The 15,947-nt window shown below is 69.5% G+C and carries 11 protein-coding genes; 8 read left to right on the top strand and 3 right to left on the bottom strand.

The genetic code is table 11. The features are described 5' to 3' along the window. Nucleotides 1–98: 98 nt before the first annotated feature. Both ACIRR9_RS15485 and ACIRR9_RS15480 read left to right on the top strand, forming a co-directional pair. Complete coding sequence (locus ACIRR9_RS15485) at nt 99–3,785, top strand: S8 family serine peptidase (protein WP_403751450.1); 3,687 nt, start codon at nt 99–101, stop codon at nt 3,783–3,785. Between the two features lie 76 nt (nt 3,786–3,861). Continuing rightward, nucleotides 3,862–4,863: a helix-turn-helix transcriptional regulator gene (locus ACIRR9_RS15480; RefSeq protein ID WP_403751449.1), complete on the top strand. Its 1,002-nt coding sequence runs from the start codon at nt 3,862–3,864 to the stop codon at nt 4,861–4,863. Nucleotides 4,864–4,941: 78 nt separating this feature from the next. Here ACIRR9_RS15480 and acnA read toward each other — a convergent pair whose 3' ends face one another. Continuing rightward, the gene (acnA, locus tag ACIRR9_RS15475; protein WP_403751447.1) at nt 4,942–7,656 is read right to left on the bottom strand and encodes an aconitate hydratase AcnA; all 2,715 of its coding nucleotides are present in this window, start codon (nt 7,654–7,656) and stop codon (nt 4,942–4,944) included. A 347-nt stretch (nt 7,657–8,003) separates the two neighbouring features. On the opposite strand from acnA, the gene ACIRR9_RS15470 reads away from it, so the two are divergent. Both ACIRR9_RS15470 and ACIRR9_RS15465 read left to right on the top strand, forming a co-directional pair. Continuing rightward, entirely contained in the window at nt 8,004–9,533 is a 1,530-nt protein-coding gene (locus ACIRR9_RS15470) for a helix-turn-helix domain-containing protein (RefSeq protein WP_403751445.1), read from the top strand. A 72-nt stretch (nt 9,534–9,605) separates the two neighbouring features. Beyond that, on the top strand, nt 9,606–10,031 hold the full coding sequence (locus ACIRR9_RS15465) for an isochorismatase family protein (protein ID WP_403751443.1): 426 nt from the start codon (nt 9,606–9,608) through the stop codon (nt 10,029–10,031). Between the two features lie 45 nt (nt 10,032–10,076). Here the strand turns inward: ACIRR9_RS15465 and ACIRR9_RS15460 are convergent, their stop codons facing one another. Beyond that, nucleotides 10,077–10,871 (bottom strand): hypothetical protein, encoded by a 795-nt coding sequence (locus ACIRR9_RS15460; RefSeq protein ID WP_403751441.1) that lies wholly within the window; start codon nt 10,869–10,871, stop codon nt 10,077–10,079. Between the two features lie 340 nt (nt 10,872–11,211). On the opposite strand from ACIRR9_RS15460, the gene ACIRR9_RS15455 reads away from it, so the two are divergent. From ACIRR9_RS15455 to ACIRR9_RS15445, 3 genes are all read left to right on the top strand, one after another. Further along, nucleotides 11,212–11,880 carry a DedA family protein gene (locus tag ACIRR9_RS15455; RefSeq protein WP_365346202.1) on the top strand — a complete coding sequence of 223 codons (669 nt, stop codon included), beginning with the start codon at nt 11,212–11,214 and terminating at the stop codon, nt 11,878–11,880. A 78-nt stretch (nt 11,881–11,958) separates the two neighbouring features. Beyond that, nucleotides 11,959–12,621, top strand: coding sequence for a response regulator transcription factor (locus tag ACIRR9_RS15450; protein WP_403751438.1), 663 nt, complete (start codon nt 11,959–11,961; stop codon nt 12,619–12,621). Further along, nucleotides 12,618–14,000, top strand: a complete 1,383-nt coding sequence (locus ACIRR9_RS15445) for a sensor histidine kinase (protein ID WP_403751436.1) — start codon at nt 12,618–12,620, stop codon at nt 13,998–14,000. The genes ACIRR9_RS15450 and ACIRR9_RS15445 overlap by 4 nt, the downstream gene beginning before the upstream one ends. Before the next feature lie 3 nt (nt 14,001–14,003). Here ACIRR9_RS15445 and ACIRR9_RS15440 read toward each other — a convergent pair whose 3' ends face one another. Further along, nucleotides 14,004–14,864, bottom strand: coding sequence for a hypothetical protein (locus tag ACIRR9_RS15440; RefSeq protein WP_403751435.1), 861 nt, complete (start codon nt 14,862–14,864; stop codon nt 14,004–14,006). A gap of 255 nt (nt 14,865–15,119) precedes the next feature. On the opposite strand from ACIRR9_RS15440, the gene ACIRR9_RS15435 reads away from it, so the two are divergent. Continuing rightward, entirely contained in the window at nt 15,120–15,767 is a 648-nt protein-coding gene (locus ACIRR9_RS15435) for an isochorismatase family cysteine hydrolase (protein ID WP_403751433.1), read from the top strand. The last annotated feature ends 180 nt before the right edge of the window (nt 15,768–15,947 follow it).

The following is a 15,947-nucleotide window of genomic DNA, read 5'->3' as shown; positions in this document are numbered from 1 at the left end:
AATCCCTTGAGCCGCTTTCCGTGCGGCGCTCACTCTGATCACTGGCTTCCGCCCACCGGGCCGGAAGCGTTTCAGCGTTCAGGGGAGGAAGTCCACACATGCGAAGACTCCACGCCCTCTGGGCCGTGGCAGGAGCGGCCGGGTTGCTCGCGGGGACCGTTGTCCCAGCCGCGGCCGGTCCCGTGTCCCCGGTCGCCAAAGCGGCCGCCACGGACACCCGGAGCGTCACCGCGTCCGGCGCCACGAGCACACAGACCGTCACCCTCGTCACCGGCGACACCGTGACGCTCACCGCCGCGGCGGACGGCCGGTACGGCGTCGACGTCCGGCGCGGAAAGGGCCGTGAGGCCGTCACGTTCCTGTCCAGTGAGAAGAACGGCGAGGTCAGTGTCGTACCGTCGGACGCGATCCCGCTGCTCCAGGCGGGCCGCCTCGACCCGGCCCTGTTCAATGTCACTCAGTTGGTGAAGCAGGGGTACACGGACGCGAGGACCGGCGCCACCCCGGTGATCGCGACGTACAAGAAGGGCAGTGAGGTCCCCGAGGGTGCACGCCGCACGCTCGCGCTGCCCGGGATCGACGGTGCCGCCCTGACCGCGAAGAAGTCGACGGCCTTCTGGGCGGACGTCGCCCCCGCCGCCGGCACCGAGCCCACGGCGAAGGCCGCGCGGCAGCTGGGCGACGGCATCGACAAGATCTGGCTCGACGCCAGGGTGAAGGTGTCGCTCGACCAGAGCGTGCCGCAGATCGGCGCGCCCGAGGTGTGGAAGGCGGGCTACGACGGCACGGGCGTGAAGGTCGCGGTCCTGGACACGGGCGTCGACACCGGCCACCCGGACCTCGCCGGGAAGATCGCCGACTCGGAGAGCTTCGTACCGGACGAGACGGTGCAGGACGGCTTCGGCCACGGCACCCATGTGGCCGACACGATCGTCGGCTCGGGCGCCGCCTCGAACGGGAAGTACAAGGGCGTGGCGCCGGGCGCGCAGCTGCTGATCGGCAAGGTGCTCGACAACACGGGCTCGGGCCAGGAGTCCTGGATCATCTCCGGCATGGAGTGGGCGGCGAACTCAGGCGCGAAGATCGTCTCCATGTCCCTGGGCGGCACGGCCTCGGGTCCCTCGGACGTGATGAGCGAGACCGTCGACGACCTGTCCGCCGCCACGGGCACCCTCTTCGTGATCGCGGCGGGCAACACCGGCCCGTCCGACCAGACCGTCGGCACCCCCGGCATCGCGGACTCGGCCCTGACGGTCGGAGCGGTCGACAAGTCCGACAACCTGGCCTCGTTCTCCAGCCGCGGCCCGCGCACCGGCGACTACGCGGTCAAGCCGGAGATCACCGCGCCGGGCGTGAACATCACGGCGGCCCGCGCGGCCGGGACCAGCATGGGAACCCCGGTGAACGACTACTACACGACGGCGAGCGGTACGTCGATGGCGACCCCGCATGTCGCGGGCGCGGCGGCGCTGGTCGCCGAGGCGCATCCCGACTGGACCGGCCAGCAGATCAAGGCGGACCTGGCGAGCACCGCGAAGACCATGACCGACGCCACCGCCTTCGAGCAGGGCGACGGCAGGGTCGACGCCGTACGGGCGGTACAGCAGGGTGTCTTCGCGACCCCGACGCTGAGCTTCGGCAAGTTCGAGGACGGGGACAACGATGTCGTCACCAAGGACATCACGTACACCAACACCACTGACAAGGCAGTGGAGTTGAAGGTCGCGTCGAGCCTCGCGGACCTCGCGCTGGGCGCCGGTACGGTGACGGTACCCGCGAACGGCACCGCCACGGTCCCGGTCGGCGTCGACCCGGCGCAGGAGACCCAGGGCCGCTACACCGGTTACGTCACCGCGACCGCCGACGGCATCCAGGTCACCACGGGCGTCGGCTTCGAGAAGGCGCCGAAGACGTACGACCTCAAGGTGTCCCTCGTGAACCGGGAGGGCAACCCGTCCACCGGCGCCTCGCTCTTCACGCTCCAGGAGCTGAACGGCGCCTTCCCCGACGAGTACGGTTACCTCGGCTCGGGCTGGACCTGGCAGGTGCCCGCGGGTACCTACTCCATCGCGACCTGGATCCCGGACCGCGACGGGGCAGGAGTGGCGGTCGGTACGTCCGTCGTCGGCAATCCGGAGATCAAGGTCGACGGGGACACCGAGGTCGTCCTCGACGCCCGCAAGGCGGTGGAGATCAAGCCGAAAACCAAGGAGGACTCCGAGTTCCAGGGCTTCACCACCTCCTGGCACCGTGAAGGGCCGGGCGGCGCCTGGGGGCTGACGTACAGCCAGGGCTGGTGGACCGACCACGTCTATGTGGCGCCGACCCCGAAGGTCACCGAGGGAACCCTGGAGTTCTCCGCCAAGTTCCGCCTGTACGCGAAGGAGTTGACGGCGAGCGTCACGAGACCGGAGAAGACGACGCTGTCATCGCTCTACTACTCGCAGACCTACAACGGCTTCCCGCTGAAGATCAGCGGTGAGCACACCGTGCAGGCGGTGGACGCGGGCGGCGGTACCGCGGCCGACTTCGCGGGGCTCGACGTCAGGGGCAAGGTCGCGGTTGTCGGGGTCGGCTCCACGGAGCGGGCGCAGAGCGCCCTGGACAACGCGACCAAGGCCGGCGCCGGTTACCTCATCGTGTACCGCAAGACGCCCGGCTTCTGGATCGAGGCCGTGGACAAGGCCACCACCGTCCCGACGATGATCGCCACCGGCGAGGAGGGTGCCGAGCTCACCAGTCTGCTGCAGACCGGCAAGAAGGTCATGCTGAAGCTGACCGGCACACCGGTCAGCCCGTACGTCTACAACCTGCTCGCCGCGCAGAGCGGCTCCATCACGGCGGACCAGACCTACAACCTGGACAGTTCCAACACGACGAAGCTGACGGCCCGTTACTACGGGGCCACGGACGGCGAGATCGGCATGGACAGTCTGTACACGTTCCGCCCCTGGCAGCAGTTCAGCATCGAGACCGCCAAGTACCTGCAGCTCGGCATCAAGCGCACCGAGTACTACTACGCCGACCCCGACACCCGTACCCGGCACGCCGTCTACCCCGACTCGACGGCGCTCCTGGGCGAGTGGAGTCCCCTGAAGACCTACGACAAGGCGATCACCGAGCCCACCGAGAACTGGCTGCGTCAGGTCGTCCGCCCGGCGTCCAGCGAGGAGTACGGCGCCTCCCAGCGCACCGGCGACAAACTCACGTTCCGGATACCGGAGTTGACCGACTCGACACCGGGCCACTACGGATCCGTGGACGGCATCCAGAACACGGCGACCGGCACGCTGTACGCGAACGGGGAGGCGGTCGGCAACTCGGCCCTCGGCGGGTACGGCACCTTCGACGTACCGGCGGACAAGGCCTCGTACCGTTTCGTCCTGGACACACAGCGCAAAGCCGACTGGGCCGTGTACTCCACGGGCACGCACACCGAGTGGTCCTTCGCCTCGGCGCACACCGACACCGCGACGGCGCTGCCGCTGCTCAGCCTCGGGATCACCCCGAAGGGGCTCGACCTCCTCAACCGTGCCGACGGCGGACGGGAGTCGGTGGTCGGTCTCTCGGTCACCGATCAGCTGGGGAACGTCAGGGCATGCGGCCTGACGGCCTGGGTCTCGTACGACGACGGCACGTCCTGGAAGGAGGTGCCGGTCAGGCACGGCGAGGCGCGGTTCAAGCCCGCGAAGGGCGCGGAGTCCGTGTCTCTGCGGGTGCAGGCCACCGACAAGGACGGCAACCGGATCGACCAGACCGTGCTGCGGGCGTTCGGCCTGAAGTGAGCGGTGCGGCTTGAAGTGAGTCATGGCCCGGATCGGTGCGACGAGCCTTAACAAGGATCGCCTACCGTACCGGGCCATGGTGAACACCGCACACGACCCGGCAAGACAGACCCCTGCCACGAGCCCCTGGGCCGTGGTGGGGGTCTCCGCCTTCGACGAGCGGGTGTACCGGACGATCCTTCAGCAGCCGGATATCGGCGCGGGCGGCTGGGCGCTGCTGGCCGGGGCGTCCCCGGCCCAGGTCCGCGAGTCCTGCAACCGGCTGCTCGGGCTCGGGCTGCTCCAGGCGCCCGACTCGATGGGCGGGTTGCGGGCGGTCGACCCGCGGGTGGCGATCCGCGCGCTGATCCGGCGGCGCGAGACGGAGTCCGAACTGCTCGCCGCCACCGCCGAGGAGATGGCGACCGCGTACGAGGCGGGGCTGCTGCGCGAGGAGCCGTCCCGGCTGGTCGAGGTCGCCTCCGGCGAGGGCGCCATCGCGGCACGCCTGGAGGAGCTGTACGCGCGCGCCGAGTACGAGGTGTGTCTCTTCGACACGCCGCCGTATCTCGCCCCGCCCGCCCCGCAGGTGGATCTCCAGGCCGATCTGCTCAGACGCGGGATCGTCTCTCGTGGGGTCTACGCGGCGACCGCCCTGGAGGATCCGAAGGTCCTTGCGCGCGCCTGGACGATGGCGGAACTCGGCGAGCAGGCACGCGTGCTGCCGTCCGTGCCCCTCAAACTACTGGTGGTCGACGGATGCCGGGCGATGCTCCCGCTGACCGCTTCCGAGGCGGGCGGGTACTGCGCCGTCGTGGTGTGGCACTCAGCGGTGACCGAGGCCCTCCAGAAGCTCTTCGAGCTGGCCTGGCAGCAGGCGACGCCGCTCGGCCAGCCGGTCGGCGACGGTGAACTCCCTGAGGGCGAACAGACGTTGATCAGGTTGCTGTCGGCCGGGATGAAGGACGAGGCGGTGGCCCGTCATCTGGGTGTGAGCCTGAGGACGCTGCGGCGGCGGGTGAGTGAGCTGCAGGAGCGACTGGGGGCGGCGAGCAGGTTCCAACTGGGGGTGCGGGCCGCCCAGCGGGGCTGGGTGTAGCCGTACCGGTCCGGGTACGGCGAAGGGCCGTACCCCCGGCGAACCGGGGACGCGGCCCTCGACTGCGTTCCCTGCCGCTTACTTGCGGATCAGGCTGCGCAGCACGTACTGCATGATGCCGCCGTTGCGGTAGTAGTCGGCCTCACCGGGGGTGTCGATCCGGACGACCGCGTCGAACTCGACGCCCGTGTCAGTGGTGACCTTGACCGTGCGCGGGGTGGTGCCGTTGTTGAGCTCCTCGACACCGGTGAAGGAGAAGGTCTCCTCGCCGGTCAGACCGAGGGACTCGGCGTTGGCGCCCTCCGGGAACTGCAGCGGGAGGACGCCCATGCCGATGAGGTTCGAGCGGTGGATGCGCTCGTACGACTCGGCGATGACGGCCTTGACGCCCAGCAGCGCGGTGCCCTTGGCGGCCCAGTCGCGGGACGAGCCGGAGCCGTACTCCTTGCCGGCCAGGACGACCAGCGGGATGCCCTGCTCGATGTAGTTGCGGGAGGCGTCGTAGATGAACGCCACCGGCGCGTCGGCCTGCGTGAAGTCGCGGGTGTAACCGCCTTCCGTCCCCGGCGCGATCTGGTTGCGCAGGCGGATGTTGGCGAACGTGCCGCGGATCATGACCTCGTGGTTGCCTCGGCGGGAGCCGTAGGAGTTGAAGTCACGACGCTCCACACCGTGCTCGGTGAGGTACTTGCCGGCCGGGGTGTCGGCCTTGATGGCACCGGCGGGCGAGATGTGGTCGGTGGTGACCGAGTCGCCGAGCTTGGCGAGGACGCGGGCGCCGGCGATGTCGGTGACCGGGGACGGCTCGTGCTGCATGCCCTCGAAGTACGGGGGCTTGCGGACGTAGGTCGACTCGGCGTCCCACTCGAAGGTGTTGCCGGTCGGGACCGGGAGCGACTGCCACTGGGCGTCGCCGGCGAAGACGTCGGCGTAGGACTTGTTGAACATGTCCTCGCCGATCGCGTTGGCGACGACGTCGTTGACCTCGGCCTCGGTCGGCCAGATGTCGGACAGGTAGACCGGCTTGCCGTCCTGGTCGGTGCCGAGGGCGTCCTTGGTGATGTCCACCTTCATGGAGCCCGCGAGCGCGTAGGCGACCACCAGCGGCGGGGAGGCCAGGTAGTTCATCTTGACGTCGGGGTTGATACGGCCCTCGAAGTTCCGGTTGCCGGAGAGGACCGAGGTGACCGCGAGGTCGTGGTCGTTGACGGCCTTGGAGACCTCCTCCGGCAGCGGGCCGGAGTTGCCGATGCAGGTGGTGCAGCCGTAGCCGACGAGGTTGAAGCCGACCTTGTCGAGGTAGGGGGTGAGGCCCGCCTTCTCGAAGTAGTCGGTGACGACCTTGGAACCCGGGGCGAGGGTGGTCTTGACCCACGGCTTGCGGGTCAGGCCCTTCTCCACGGCCTTCTTCGCGACGAGCGCGGCGGCGACCATGACATACGGGTTCGAGGTGTTGGTGCAGGAGGTGATGGCCGCGACGGTGACCGCGCCGTGGTCGATCTCGTACGTGGTGCCGTCGGGGGCGGTCACGGTGACCGGGTTGGACGGAACGCCGTTGATGGACGCCGGGGCGTCGGAGGCCGGGAAGGACTCCTTGCCCGCCTCGTCGGCGGTGTCCACGTAGTTGCGGACGTCCGTCTTGAACTGCTCGGCGGCGTTGGCGAGGACGATACGGTCCTGCGGGCGCTTCGGGCCGGCGATCGACGGGACGACCGTGGAGAGGTCCAGCTCCAGCTTCTCGGAGAAGTCGGGCTCGGCCTTCGGGTCCAGCCAGAGGCCCTGCTCCTTGGCGTACGACTCGACGAGCGCGACCTGCTGGTCGGAGCGGCCGGTCAGGCGCAGGTAGTTCAGGGTCTCGTCGTCGATCGGGAAGATCGCGGCGGTGGAGCCGAACTCCGGCGACATGTTGCCGATGGTGGCGCGGTTGGCGAGGCTCGTGGCCGCCACCCCCTCGCCGTAGAACTCGACGAACTTGCCGACCACACCGTGCTTGCGGAGCATCTCGGTGATGGTGAGGACGAGGTCCGTGGCGGTCGTGCCCGGCTTGAGCTCACCGGTCAGCTTGAAGCCGACGACGCGCGGGATGAGCATGGAGACCGGCTGGCCGAGCATGGCGGCCTCGGCCTCGATGCCGCCGACGCCCCAGCCGAGCACGCCGAGGCCGTTGACCATGGTGGTGTGCGAGTCGGTGCCGACCAGGGTGTCCGGGTAGGCCTGGCCGCCCCGGACCATCACCGTGCGGGCCAGGTGCTCGATGTTCACCTGGTGGACGATGCCGGTGCCCGGGGGGACGACCTTGAACTCGTCGAACGCGGTCTGGCCCCAGCGCAGGAACTGGTAGCGCTCCTTGTTGCGGCCGTACTCCAGCTCGACGTTCTGCTTGAAGGCGTCGTTGGTGCCGAACTTGTCGGCGATGACGGAGTGGTCGATGACCAGCTCGGCCGGGGCCAGCGGGTTGATCTTCGCCGGGTCGCCGCCGAGCTCCTTGACGGCCTCACGCATGGTGGCGAGGTCGACGACACAGGGGACGCCGGTGAAGTCCTGCATGATCACGCGGGCCGGCGTGAACTGGATCTCCTGGCTGGGCTGGGCCTGCGAGTCCCAGCCGCCGAGGGCGCGGATGTGGTCGGCGGTGATGTTCGCGCCGTCCTCCGTGCGGAGCAGGTTCTCCAGCAGCACCTTCAGGCTGTACGGAAGGCGAGCCGAGCCTTCCACCTTGTCCAGCCGGAAGATCTCGTACGACTCGTCGCCCACCTGCAGCGTGCTGCGGGCGTCGAAGCTGTTCGCCGACACGACAGTCTCCTTCATTGATGTGCGCGTACCACCACGATCCTGCCGCCACGCCGACTTGGCCCATCCACTAAGGTAAGGCTAAGTTAGGTAACCCTTACTGACGGGGCGGGCACGGTGCGCCTGGCAGATATCTCGATGTCGAGATAACTCTAGTACACGGGGGCTGGATGGTCATGCCCGGACCGCGCCCCGTCGCGGCCTTCCCGGCCGGCCGGGCAGCTCACCTCACACCCTCGCGCGAACCGGCAGGAGTGCGGATGGGCCGAACGGGTACTCTCGCTGACGCGGCGTCACTCCAACAGACCCCCCAGCAGGTGGCATCTCATATCTGAGATAACCTCGACCTCATGTCAGACGACTACCTCGTACGCATCGGCAAGCTCATCCGTGACGCCCGGCAACACCGCGGCTGGACACAGGCACAGCTCGCGGAGGCGCTCGGCACCAGCCAGAGTGCTGTCAACCGCATCGAGCGGGGCAACCAAAACATCAGCCTTGAGATGATCGCTCGAATCGGTGAGGCCCTGGACAGTGAGATCGTCTCACTGGGCTACGCGGGTCCGATGCATCTGCGGGTGGTCGGCGGCCGTCGGCTCTCCGGCGCGATCGACGTGAAGACCAGCAAGAACGCGTGCGTGGCCCTGCTGTGCGCCTCGCTGCTCAACAAGGGGCGCACGGTGCTGCGCCGGGTGGCCCGGATCGAGGAGGTGTACCGCCTGCTGGAGGTGCTCAACTCCATCGGTGTGCGCACCCGCTGGATCAACGAGGGCGTCGACCTGGAACTGGTGCCGCCGGCCGACCTCGACATGGCGTCGATCGACGCGGAGGCCGCCGTACGCACCCGCTCGATCATCATGTTCTTCGGCCCGCTGCTGCACCGTATGGACCACTTCAAGCTGCCGTACGCGGGCGGCTGCGACCTCGGCACCCGGACCATCGAGCCGCACATGATCGCGCTGCGCCGGTTCGGGCTGGACATCGCGGCGACCGAGGGGCAGTACCACGCGCAGGTCGACCGGGCGATCCGGCCCGACCGCCCGATCGTCCTGACCGAGCGCGGCGACACGGTGACCGAGAACGCGCTGCTGGCCGCCGCCCGCCACGACGGTGTCACCGTCATCCGCAACGCCTCCTCCAACTACATGGTCCAGGACCTCTGCTTCTTCCTGGAGGCGCTCGGCGTCAAGGTCGAGGGCATCGGCACGACCACGCTGACCGTGCACGGCGTCCCGAACATCGACGTGGACGTGGACTACTCCCCCTCCGAGGACCCGGTCGAGGCGATGAGCCTGCTGGCCGCGGCGGTGGTGACGGAGTCGGAGCTGACGGTGCGCCGGGTGCCGATCGAGTTCCTGGAGATCGAGCTGGCGGTCCTGGAGGAGATGGGCCTCGACCACGACCGCAGCCCCGAGTACCACGCGGACAACGGCCGTACCCGCCTGATCGACCTCACGGTCCGCCCCTCCAAGCTGGAGGCGCCGATCGACAAGATCCACCCGATGCCGTTCCCCGGCCTGAACATCGACAACGTCCCGTTCTTCGCCGCCATCGCGGCGGTCGCGCAGGGCAAGACCCTGATCCACGACTGGGTCTACGACAACCGGGCGATCTATCTGACCGACCTGAACCGCCTCGGCGGCCGCCTGCAGCTCCTGGACCCGCACCGGGTGCTGGTGGAGGGCCCGACCCGCTGGCGCGCGGCCGAGATGATGTGCCCGCCGGCGCTGCGTCCCGCCGTCGTCGTCCTCCTCGCCATGATGGCCGCCGAGGGCACGTCCGTCCTCCGCAACGTGTACGTCATCAACCGCGGCTACGAGGACCTCGCGGAACGCCTGAACTCGATCGGGGCACAGATCGAGATCTTCCGGGACATCTGACCCACGAACGCCGGGCCGGCATCCACCGGCCCGGCAAGCCCGGTGCGCCTTCAGATCACCGGGCTGTCAGGCATGGACTGCCATCGCGGCACCCTGGCGAGCGGGCCCGCTTGCAGTCGCCGGGGAAGCGCGTTCCCCAGCCGGCACGCCTGGCACGACGACCGGGTCCGTGAGGCCGTCGAGGCCACCGGGCGGCGGAAGCTGATCTTCGCCGGGGTGTCGCTGGAGGTGTGCGCGGCACTGCCGGCGATCGCGGCGACGGCGGCCGGGTACGACGCGTACGTCGCCGTGGACGCCTCCGGCACCTTCAGCCGGACCAAGCGGGAGACCGGGCTGCTGCGCATGCAGCAGGCGGGGGTCGTCGTCAGCGACTACGCCACCCTCATGGTCGAGGCCCTGGCCGACAACGCCCTCCCCGAGTCCGGCGCGCTCTACACGGCTCTCGACATGCCGTTCGCCGTCCTGGTCGGCCAGATCTCCGCGGCCCACCGCGGCTGACGGCCGACCCTCAGGCTGCCCTCGGACCGGCCCTCGGACCGGCCCTCAGACCGTCGCGTCGGCGCCGGAGGTGTCCCGGCGGGAGACGGCCAGGTAGCCGACGAAACCGACGATGGCGACCGTCCAGGCCAGGGTGACCGGCGCCAGCCCCAGCGCGAGTCCGCCACGGGCGTGGCTGACCGCCATCCAGTCGGCGAAAGAGGCACCGAGGGGGCGGGTGATGACGTAGGCCGTCCAGAACGCGGGCACGGCGTTCAGGACGCCGCCCCGGTGGGCGAGTGCGGGAACGCAGATCGCGACGGCGTAGAGGACGCCCGAGCCGAGGTAGCCGAGGCCCATGGTGGCGCTCAGGTCACCGGCGGCGGTGCCCAGCGCGAAGGTGGCGAGGACGGCCGCCCAGTAGAAGATCTCGCGGCGGCGGGTGCGGATGCTGTGGATGGACAGGGTCCGCTCGACGGCGTACCAGAGGGAGAAGACCGCGGCCAGTGCGATGAGGAAGAACGGCGTGGAGATCGCGTAGGGCACACCGAGGCCGACGTGCAGGACGTCGGCGGCCATCGTGCCGAACACGCTGACCATGACGACGGCGGTCCAGTACACCCAGGCGATGTACCGGCGGACGGTGAACTGCACGGCCAGGGAGGCCACGAGGGCGAGACCGCCGAGACCGACCGCCGGCACCGGGCCGAGCACCTTGGCCAGCAGGTCCGACGCGGTCTCGCCCATCCCGGTGGTGAGCACCTTGATGATCCAGAAGTAGGCGGTCACCTCCGGCACCTTGTTCGCCATGGTGCGGAGGTTGACATGGGGACGGTCGTCGAGGAGGTGCTCCGTGGTCATGGTGGGCACCATGACACGGTGGAGCGCCGGTGCCACAGATGCCTTTGCCATTGTTTTGAAGGCTCTGGTGCATGAATTTCACCAGCACGCGACCAACCTGAACACGACCTGAGCGTGTCGGCATATCCCCTGTTCAGGTGGGCCGGGATGCTGATACGCAGGGAGTTTCGGGTCCCGTGGCCCGGGCCCCGCACGGATTTCGGATGCATGGCTCACGCACAGCGCCATCGACTACAGTCTTCGATGACGTCTACATGTCTGTAGTCATTCTTCTGTAGTCATTCTTCTGTAGTCATTCGGCGACTGCGTCCCGGTCTTCCCCAGGAGAGGTCCTCTGTCCATGACGACACCGATCACCGCTGCCTCGCAGCTGGCCGTGAACGTACTCGACGCCCACTCGCTGCTGGCGGCCTTCGGCGTGCTGGGCGTCGGCGTGGTGATGTTCGTCGAGACCGGGCTGCTGGTCGGGTTCTTCCTGCCGGGCGACTCCCTGCTGTTCACCGCCGGCCTGCTGTGCACGGGCACGGCCGAGAGCAATGTGCATCTGTCCCTGGGGCCGCTGCTCGCGGCGGCCGCGGTGGGGGCGCTGGCCGGGGCGCAGTGCGGCTACCTGCTCGGCCGGAAGGCGGGCACCACGTTGCTGGCCCGCTCCCGCTCACAGCGCCTGCACGAGGGCATGAAGCGCTCCGAGGAACTGCTGCAGCGGTACGGGTACGCGAAGGCCATCGTGCTGGCCCGGTTCGTGCCGGTGGTGCGGACGGTGCTCAATCCGATGGCGGGCGCGCTGGAGGTTCCGGTGCGGACCTTCACGGTCTGGCAGGCCGTCGGCGGCCTCGTGTGGAGCATGGGCCTCACTCTCGCGGGGTACGCACTGGGCTCGTCGATCCCCAATGTCGACCGCTACCTGCTGCCGCTGGTGGCACTGATCGTCGTCGTGTCGCTGCTCCCGCTGCTCGCCGAGGTGCTGCGGAGCCGCCGGGCCGCCCGGCCCGAGCGCGGCGACGGCTGACCCCGGCCCTCGGACGGGCGCCGACCGGCTCAGGCACGGCCCGCTCGGCCCGCACGGCACCAGACCCGACGGAGAACCATGCGCCACAAGATCCTCGTCGTCGAGGACGATCACGCCCTGCGTGACGTGCTGCGCCGCGGCCTGGCCGACGAGGGCTTCGAGCCGGTGCCCGCCGCCGACGGCGCCACCGCTCTGCGACTGATCACCGACGACATCGCCGCGGTCGTCCTGGACGTCGGACTGCCCGACGCGGACGGCCGGGACGTGTGCCAGGCGATGCGCGCCAACGGGTTCACGGCCCCGATCATCTTCCTGACCGCCCGCCACCACCTCACCGACCGGCTCTCCGGGTTCTCCGCCGGGGCCGACGACTACCTGCCCAAGCCCTTCCATCTCGCCGAACTCGTCGCCCGGCTGCGGGCCACGCTGAAACGTGCGGCCCCGCCGGCCGTGGCCACGGCCGGCGACCTGGTCCTGGACGCGACCCGGCACCGGGCGAGTGTCGGCGCCGTCCACGTCGACCTGTCCCCGACGGAGTTCCGGCTGCTGGCCACGCTCGTGGCCGCGGGCGGCGGCATCGTGAGCCGCCGCGACCTGGTCCGGGCCGCCTGGCCGGACGGCGCCCAGGTCAGCGACAACACGCTGGACCAGTATCTGAGCCGGCTGCGCCGCAAGCTGCGCGAGGCGGGCAGCGACCTGAGCCTGGGGACGGCACGCGGGATCGGTCACCGGCTGTCATGAACGGCCTGCTGCGGCACCTGGCTCCCCGTACGCTGCGCGGGCGGCTCTCGCTCGTGGCGCTGACCACCGCGGCGCTCCTGATCACCGTGCTGACCGTGGCGTTCAACACCGTGATGTCCCGGCACCTGCAGCACCAGGCGGACTACGAACTGCGCAACCGTGCGGCCGCCGTCGCCACGACCGTCGACACCAGCGGTCCCCGGGTGCGGGTCCTGGAGACCGTCAACGACAGCCTCCTGGACGCGAACGTGTGGATCTACTCGGGGACCGGGACACACCTGCTGGAGAAGCCGCCGGGGGCAGTCGGCACCGGCACGCTCCCCCGGGCCGTCGACCGCCTCGCCGCGCGGGGACACGGCGTCTGCGTGACCGTCGAGGCCGGAAACCCTCGCTTCGTCCGGCTGTGCTCCCGCCCGGTGACCGGCCGCCGCAGTACCGCGACCATCGTCACGGCCCTGGACCTCGCCCCGTACCGCAACTCGGCGAAGACCCTGCTGCTCGGTTCCCTGGTCCTGGACGCCGTCATGCTCGCGTGCACCTACGCACTGACCCGGCTGGCCGTGGGGCGGGCGCTGCGCCCGGTGCGCACCATGACCGACCAGGCCACCGAATGGAGCGCCGTGGGCTCCGACGAACGTTTCGGCGGGGAGCACCACCCGGCCGAACTCGCCCGGCTGGGCGGCTCGTTGGACGCGCTGCTGGACCGCATCCGGACCGTGCTGCGGCATGAGCGGCAGCTGACCGGGGAGCTGTCGCACGAGCTGCGCACCCCGCTCACCCGGATCATCATCGAACTCGACTGGTGGCAGGCCCGGCCGCGCTCCGCCGCCGAGACCCGCGCCACCCACGAGGTGATAGCCGAGGCCGCCCAGTCCATGCGCACCATCTGCGACACCCTGCTCGACGACGCCCGCGACGACGCGCTGAGCACCGGTACGGCCCCCGGTGCCGTCCATGTCGCCCCCGTACTGCGCCGGCTGGCCGAGGACCTCGGCCGGCCGGACCGGGTGACGGCCGTCGTGGACGTCCCGGATCCGGCGCTGGAGGCGGGCGTCACGCCCGCGCTCCTCGAACGCATCGTCAGCCCGCTGCTGGCCAACGCGGCGCGGTACGCCCGCTCCACGGTGACCGTGTCCGCGCGGCGGCTGCCCGGCGGAGTGCGGATCGCTGTCACCGACGACGGTCCCGGCGTGCCGGAGGAGTTCCTGGGCGAGCTCTTCCAGCCCGGCCGCCGCGCCGACCACGGCGACGGGCACGACGGCGCGGGCCTCGGACTTCCGCTCGCGCGGCGCCTGGCCCGCGCCGCCGGCGGCGAGGTGTCCCACGATCCCGCGTACACCTCCGGGGCACGCTTCCTGGCCGACCTGCCGGCCGGGTGACCGCTACACCTGCTCCGCGGCGTCGGCCCTGCGCTCCTGGACGTGCGCGTAGGCCATGAGGCCGAGCAGGACCACCAGCAGGACGGCCGAGGAGCCGATGGTGCCGAGGTCCAGTCCGCCCTTGGCGGTCGGCTTGGTCAGGAAGTCGCCCGCGGTGGCGCCGAGCGGACGGGTGAGGACGAACGCGATCCAGAACAGCAGGACGTTCGGCACCACGGGCACCTTCATCAGCGCGACCAGCACGGCGAGCGCCCCGGACACCACCAGCGCGCCGCCCGCGTAGCCGAGACCGGAGCTGTCCGACAGGAAGTCGCCCATGGAGGTACCGAGGGTGTTGGAGACGAGGATCGCCGACCAGAACAGGGCCTCGCCGCGGAAGGTGACGATGTCGCGGATCTGGAAGGTCATTCCGCTCAGCCGCCAGATCGCGAAGATGACCAGCAGGAGGGAGATGAGGATCGCCGCGCCGGCCGGGTAGCCGAGGCCGAGGCCCTGCGGTCCCCAGCCGAGCGAGGTGGCGCCTTTCGAGAGGTACTTGGCACTGGCGTCACGGTTCATGAAGTCGGACATGGTGGTGCCGGCCATGCTGGTCGACAGGATGACCGTCCAGTAGAAGAACGGGTTGTAGCGACTGGAGCGGAGCTGGACGACGAGTGTCACCACGAAGACCAGGAAGAGGACGACCGTGGTGAGGAAGTAGCCGAGCTTCAGGGTCTGGGAGAAGAGGTCTCCCGCGGTCTCGCCCAGTGTCGTCGCGGCGATCTTCATGATCCAGAACGCGAGGGTGACTTCGGGGAGCTTCTTCATCACCGATTTCGTCGTACTCGCGACGTCGAGGTCGGTGATGACTTCCGGCTGCTGCAAGGTGGGGGGCTCCTTGTGTGGTCGTGCGGCAGGGTGATCGACACAAAACGATCACAGACCAAGACCTTGACAGCGTCGACCTGAACGGATCCTGAACGCGGACCGCGTGCCTGTTCAGACGGCGTGCCGAGCGGTCCGCCGCGGCCGCCGTGTCACCGAGTGCCGGACGGCGCCTGCTGGACGGGCGCGAAGCGGGGGCCGGTGGCAAGGTGGGACGGAGGACGACCGCGAGTCCGATGGAAGCCGAGGACTGCGATGACTGACAGCTACGGCCTCGCGGGTGACACCTACGACCCCGCGCGTACGGCGATCCTGCTGGTCGACCCGTACAACGACTTCCTCTCCGAGGGCGGCAAGGCCTGGCCCGCGGTCAGCCGCGTCGCCCTCGAGGTCGGACTGCTGGACAATCTGCGTGCCGTCGTCGGCACCGCACGGGCGAGCGGGGTCGGTGTCTTCTTCGTCCCGCACCGCCGCTGGCGGGAGGGCGACTACGAGGGCTGGGACCATCCCAACCCCACCCAGCAGCGCATCCGGCAGAGCCACACCTTCGCGTTCGGCACCTGGGGCGGCGAGTTCCATCCCGACTTCCAGCCCGCCGGCTCCGACGTGGTCGTCAAGGAGCACTGGGCGCAGAGCGGCTTCGCCAACACCGACCTGGATTTCCGGCTGAAGCAGCGCGGCGTCACCCACGTCATCGCCGTCGGCCTGCTGGCCAACACCTGCATCGAATCCACCGGCCGTTTCGCCATGGAACTCGGCTACCACGTCACCCTCGTCCGTGATGCCACGGCCGCCTTCGGACCCGAGATGATGCACGCGGCCCATGAACTCAACGGGCCCACCTTCGCCCACAGCATCACCACGACCGGAGAACTCGTGCGGGCACTGAAGAACGGCGCATAGGCGGTTTTCTACCCGCGGGCGTTTCAAACGAAAAATTAGCGGCGACGGCGAGAAATGACCCCCTCTTTACCCGCGACCCGGTGGCTGGACAGGACATCCGACGGGCTCAGAGTTACGTGAACTCCCCCAGGAAAGTCAAGAGTTGACATGTCCCCAATGCGTGACTGAGGATCACAACCA

The sequence above is a fragment of the Streptomyces sp. NPDC101234 genome (assembly GCF_044767525.1).
In the GTDB taxonomy this organism is placed as follows: Bacteria; Actinomycetota; Actinomycetes; order Streptomycetales; family Streptomycetaceae; genus Streptomyces; species Streptomyces sasae.
Note: the sequence above shows the minus strand (reverse complement) of the source record. Positions and strands in the feature narration are given on the sequence as shown.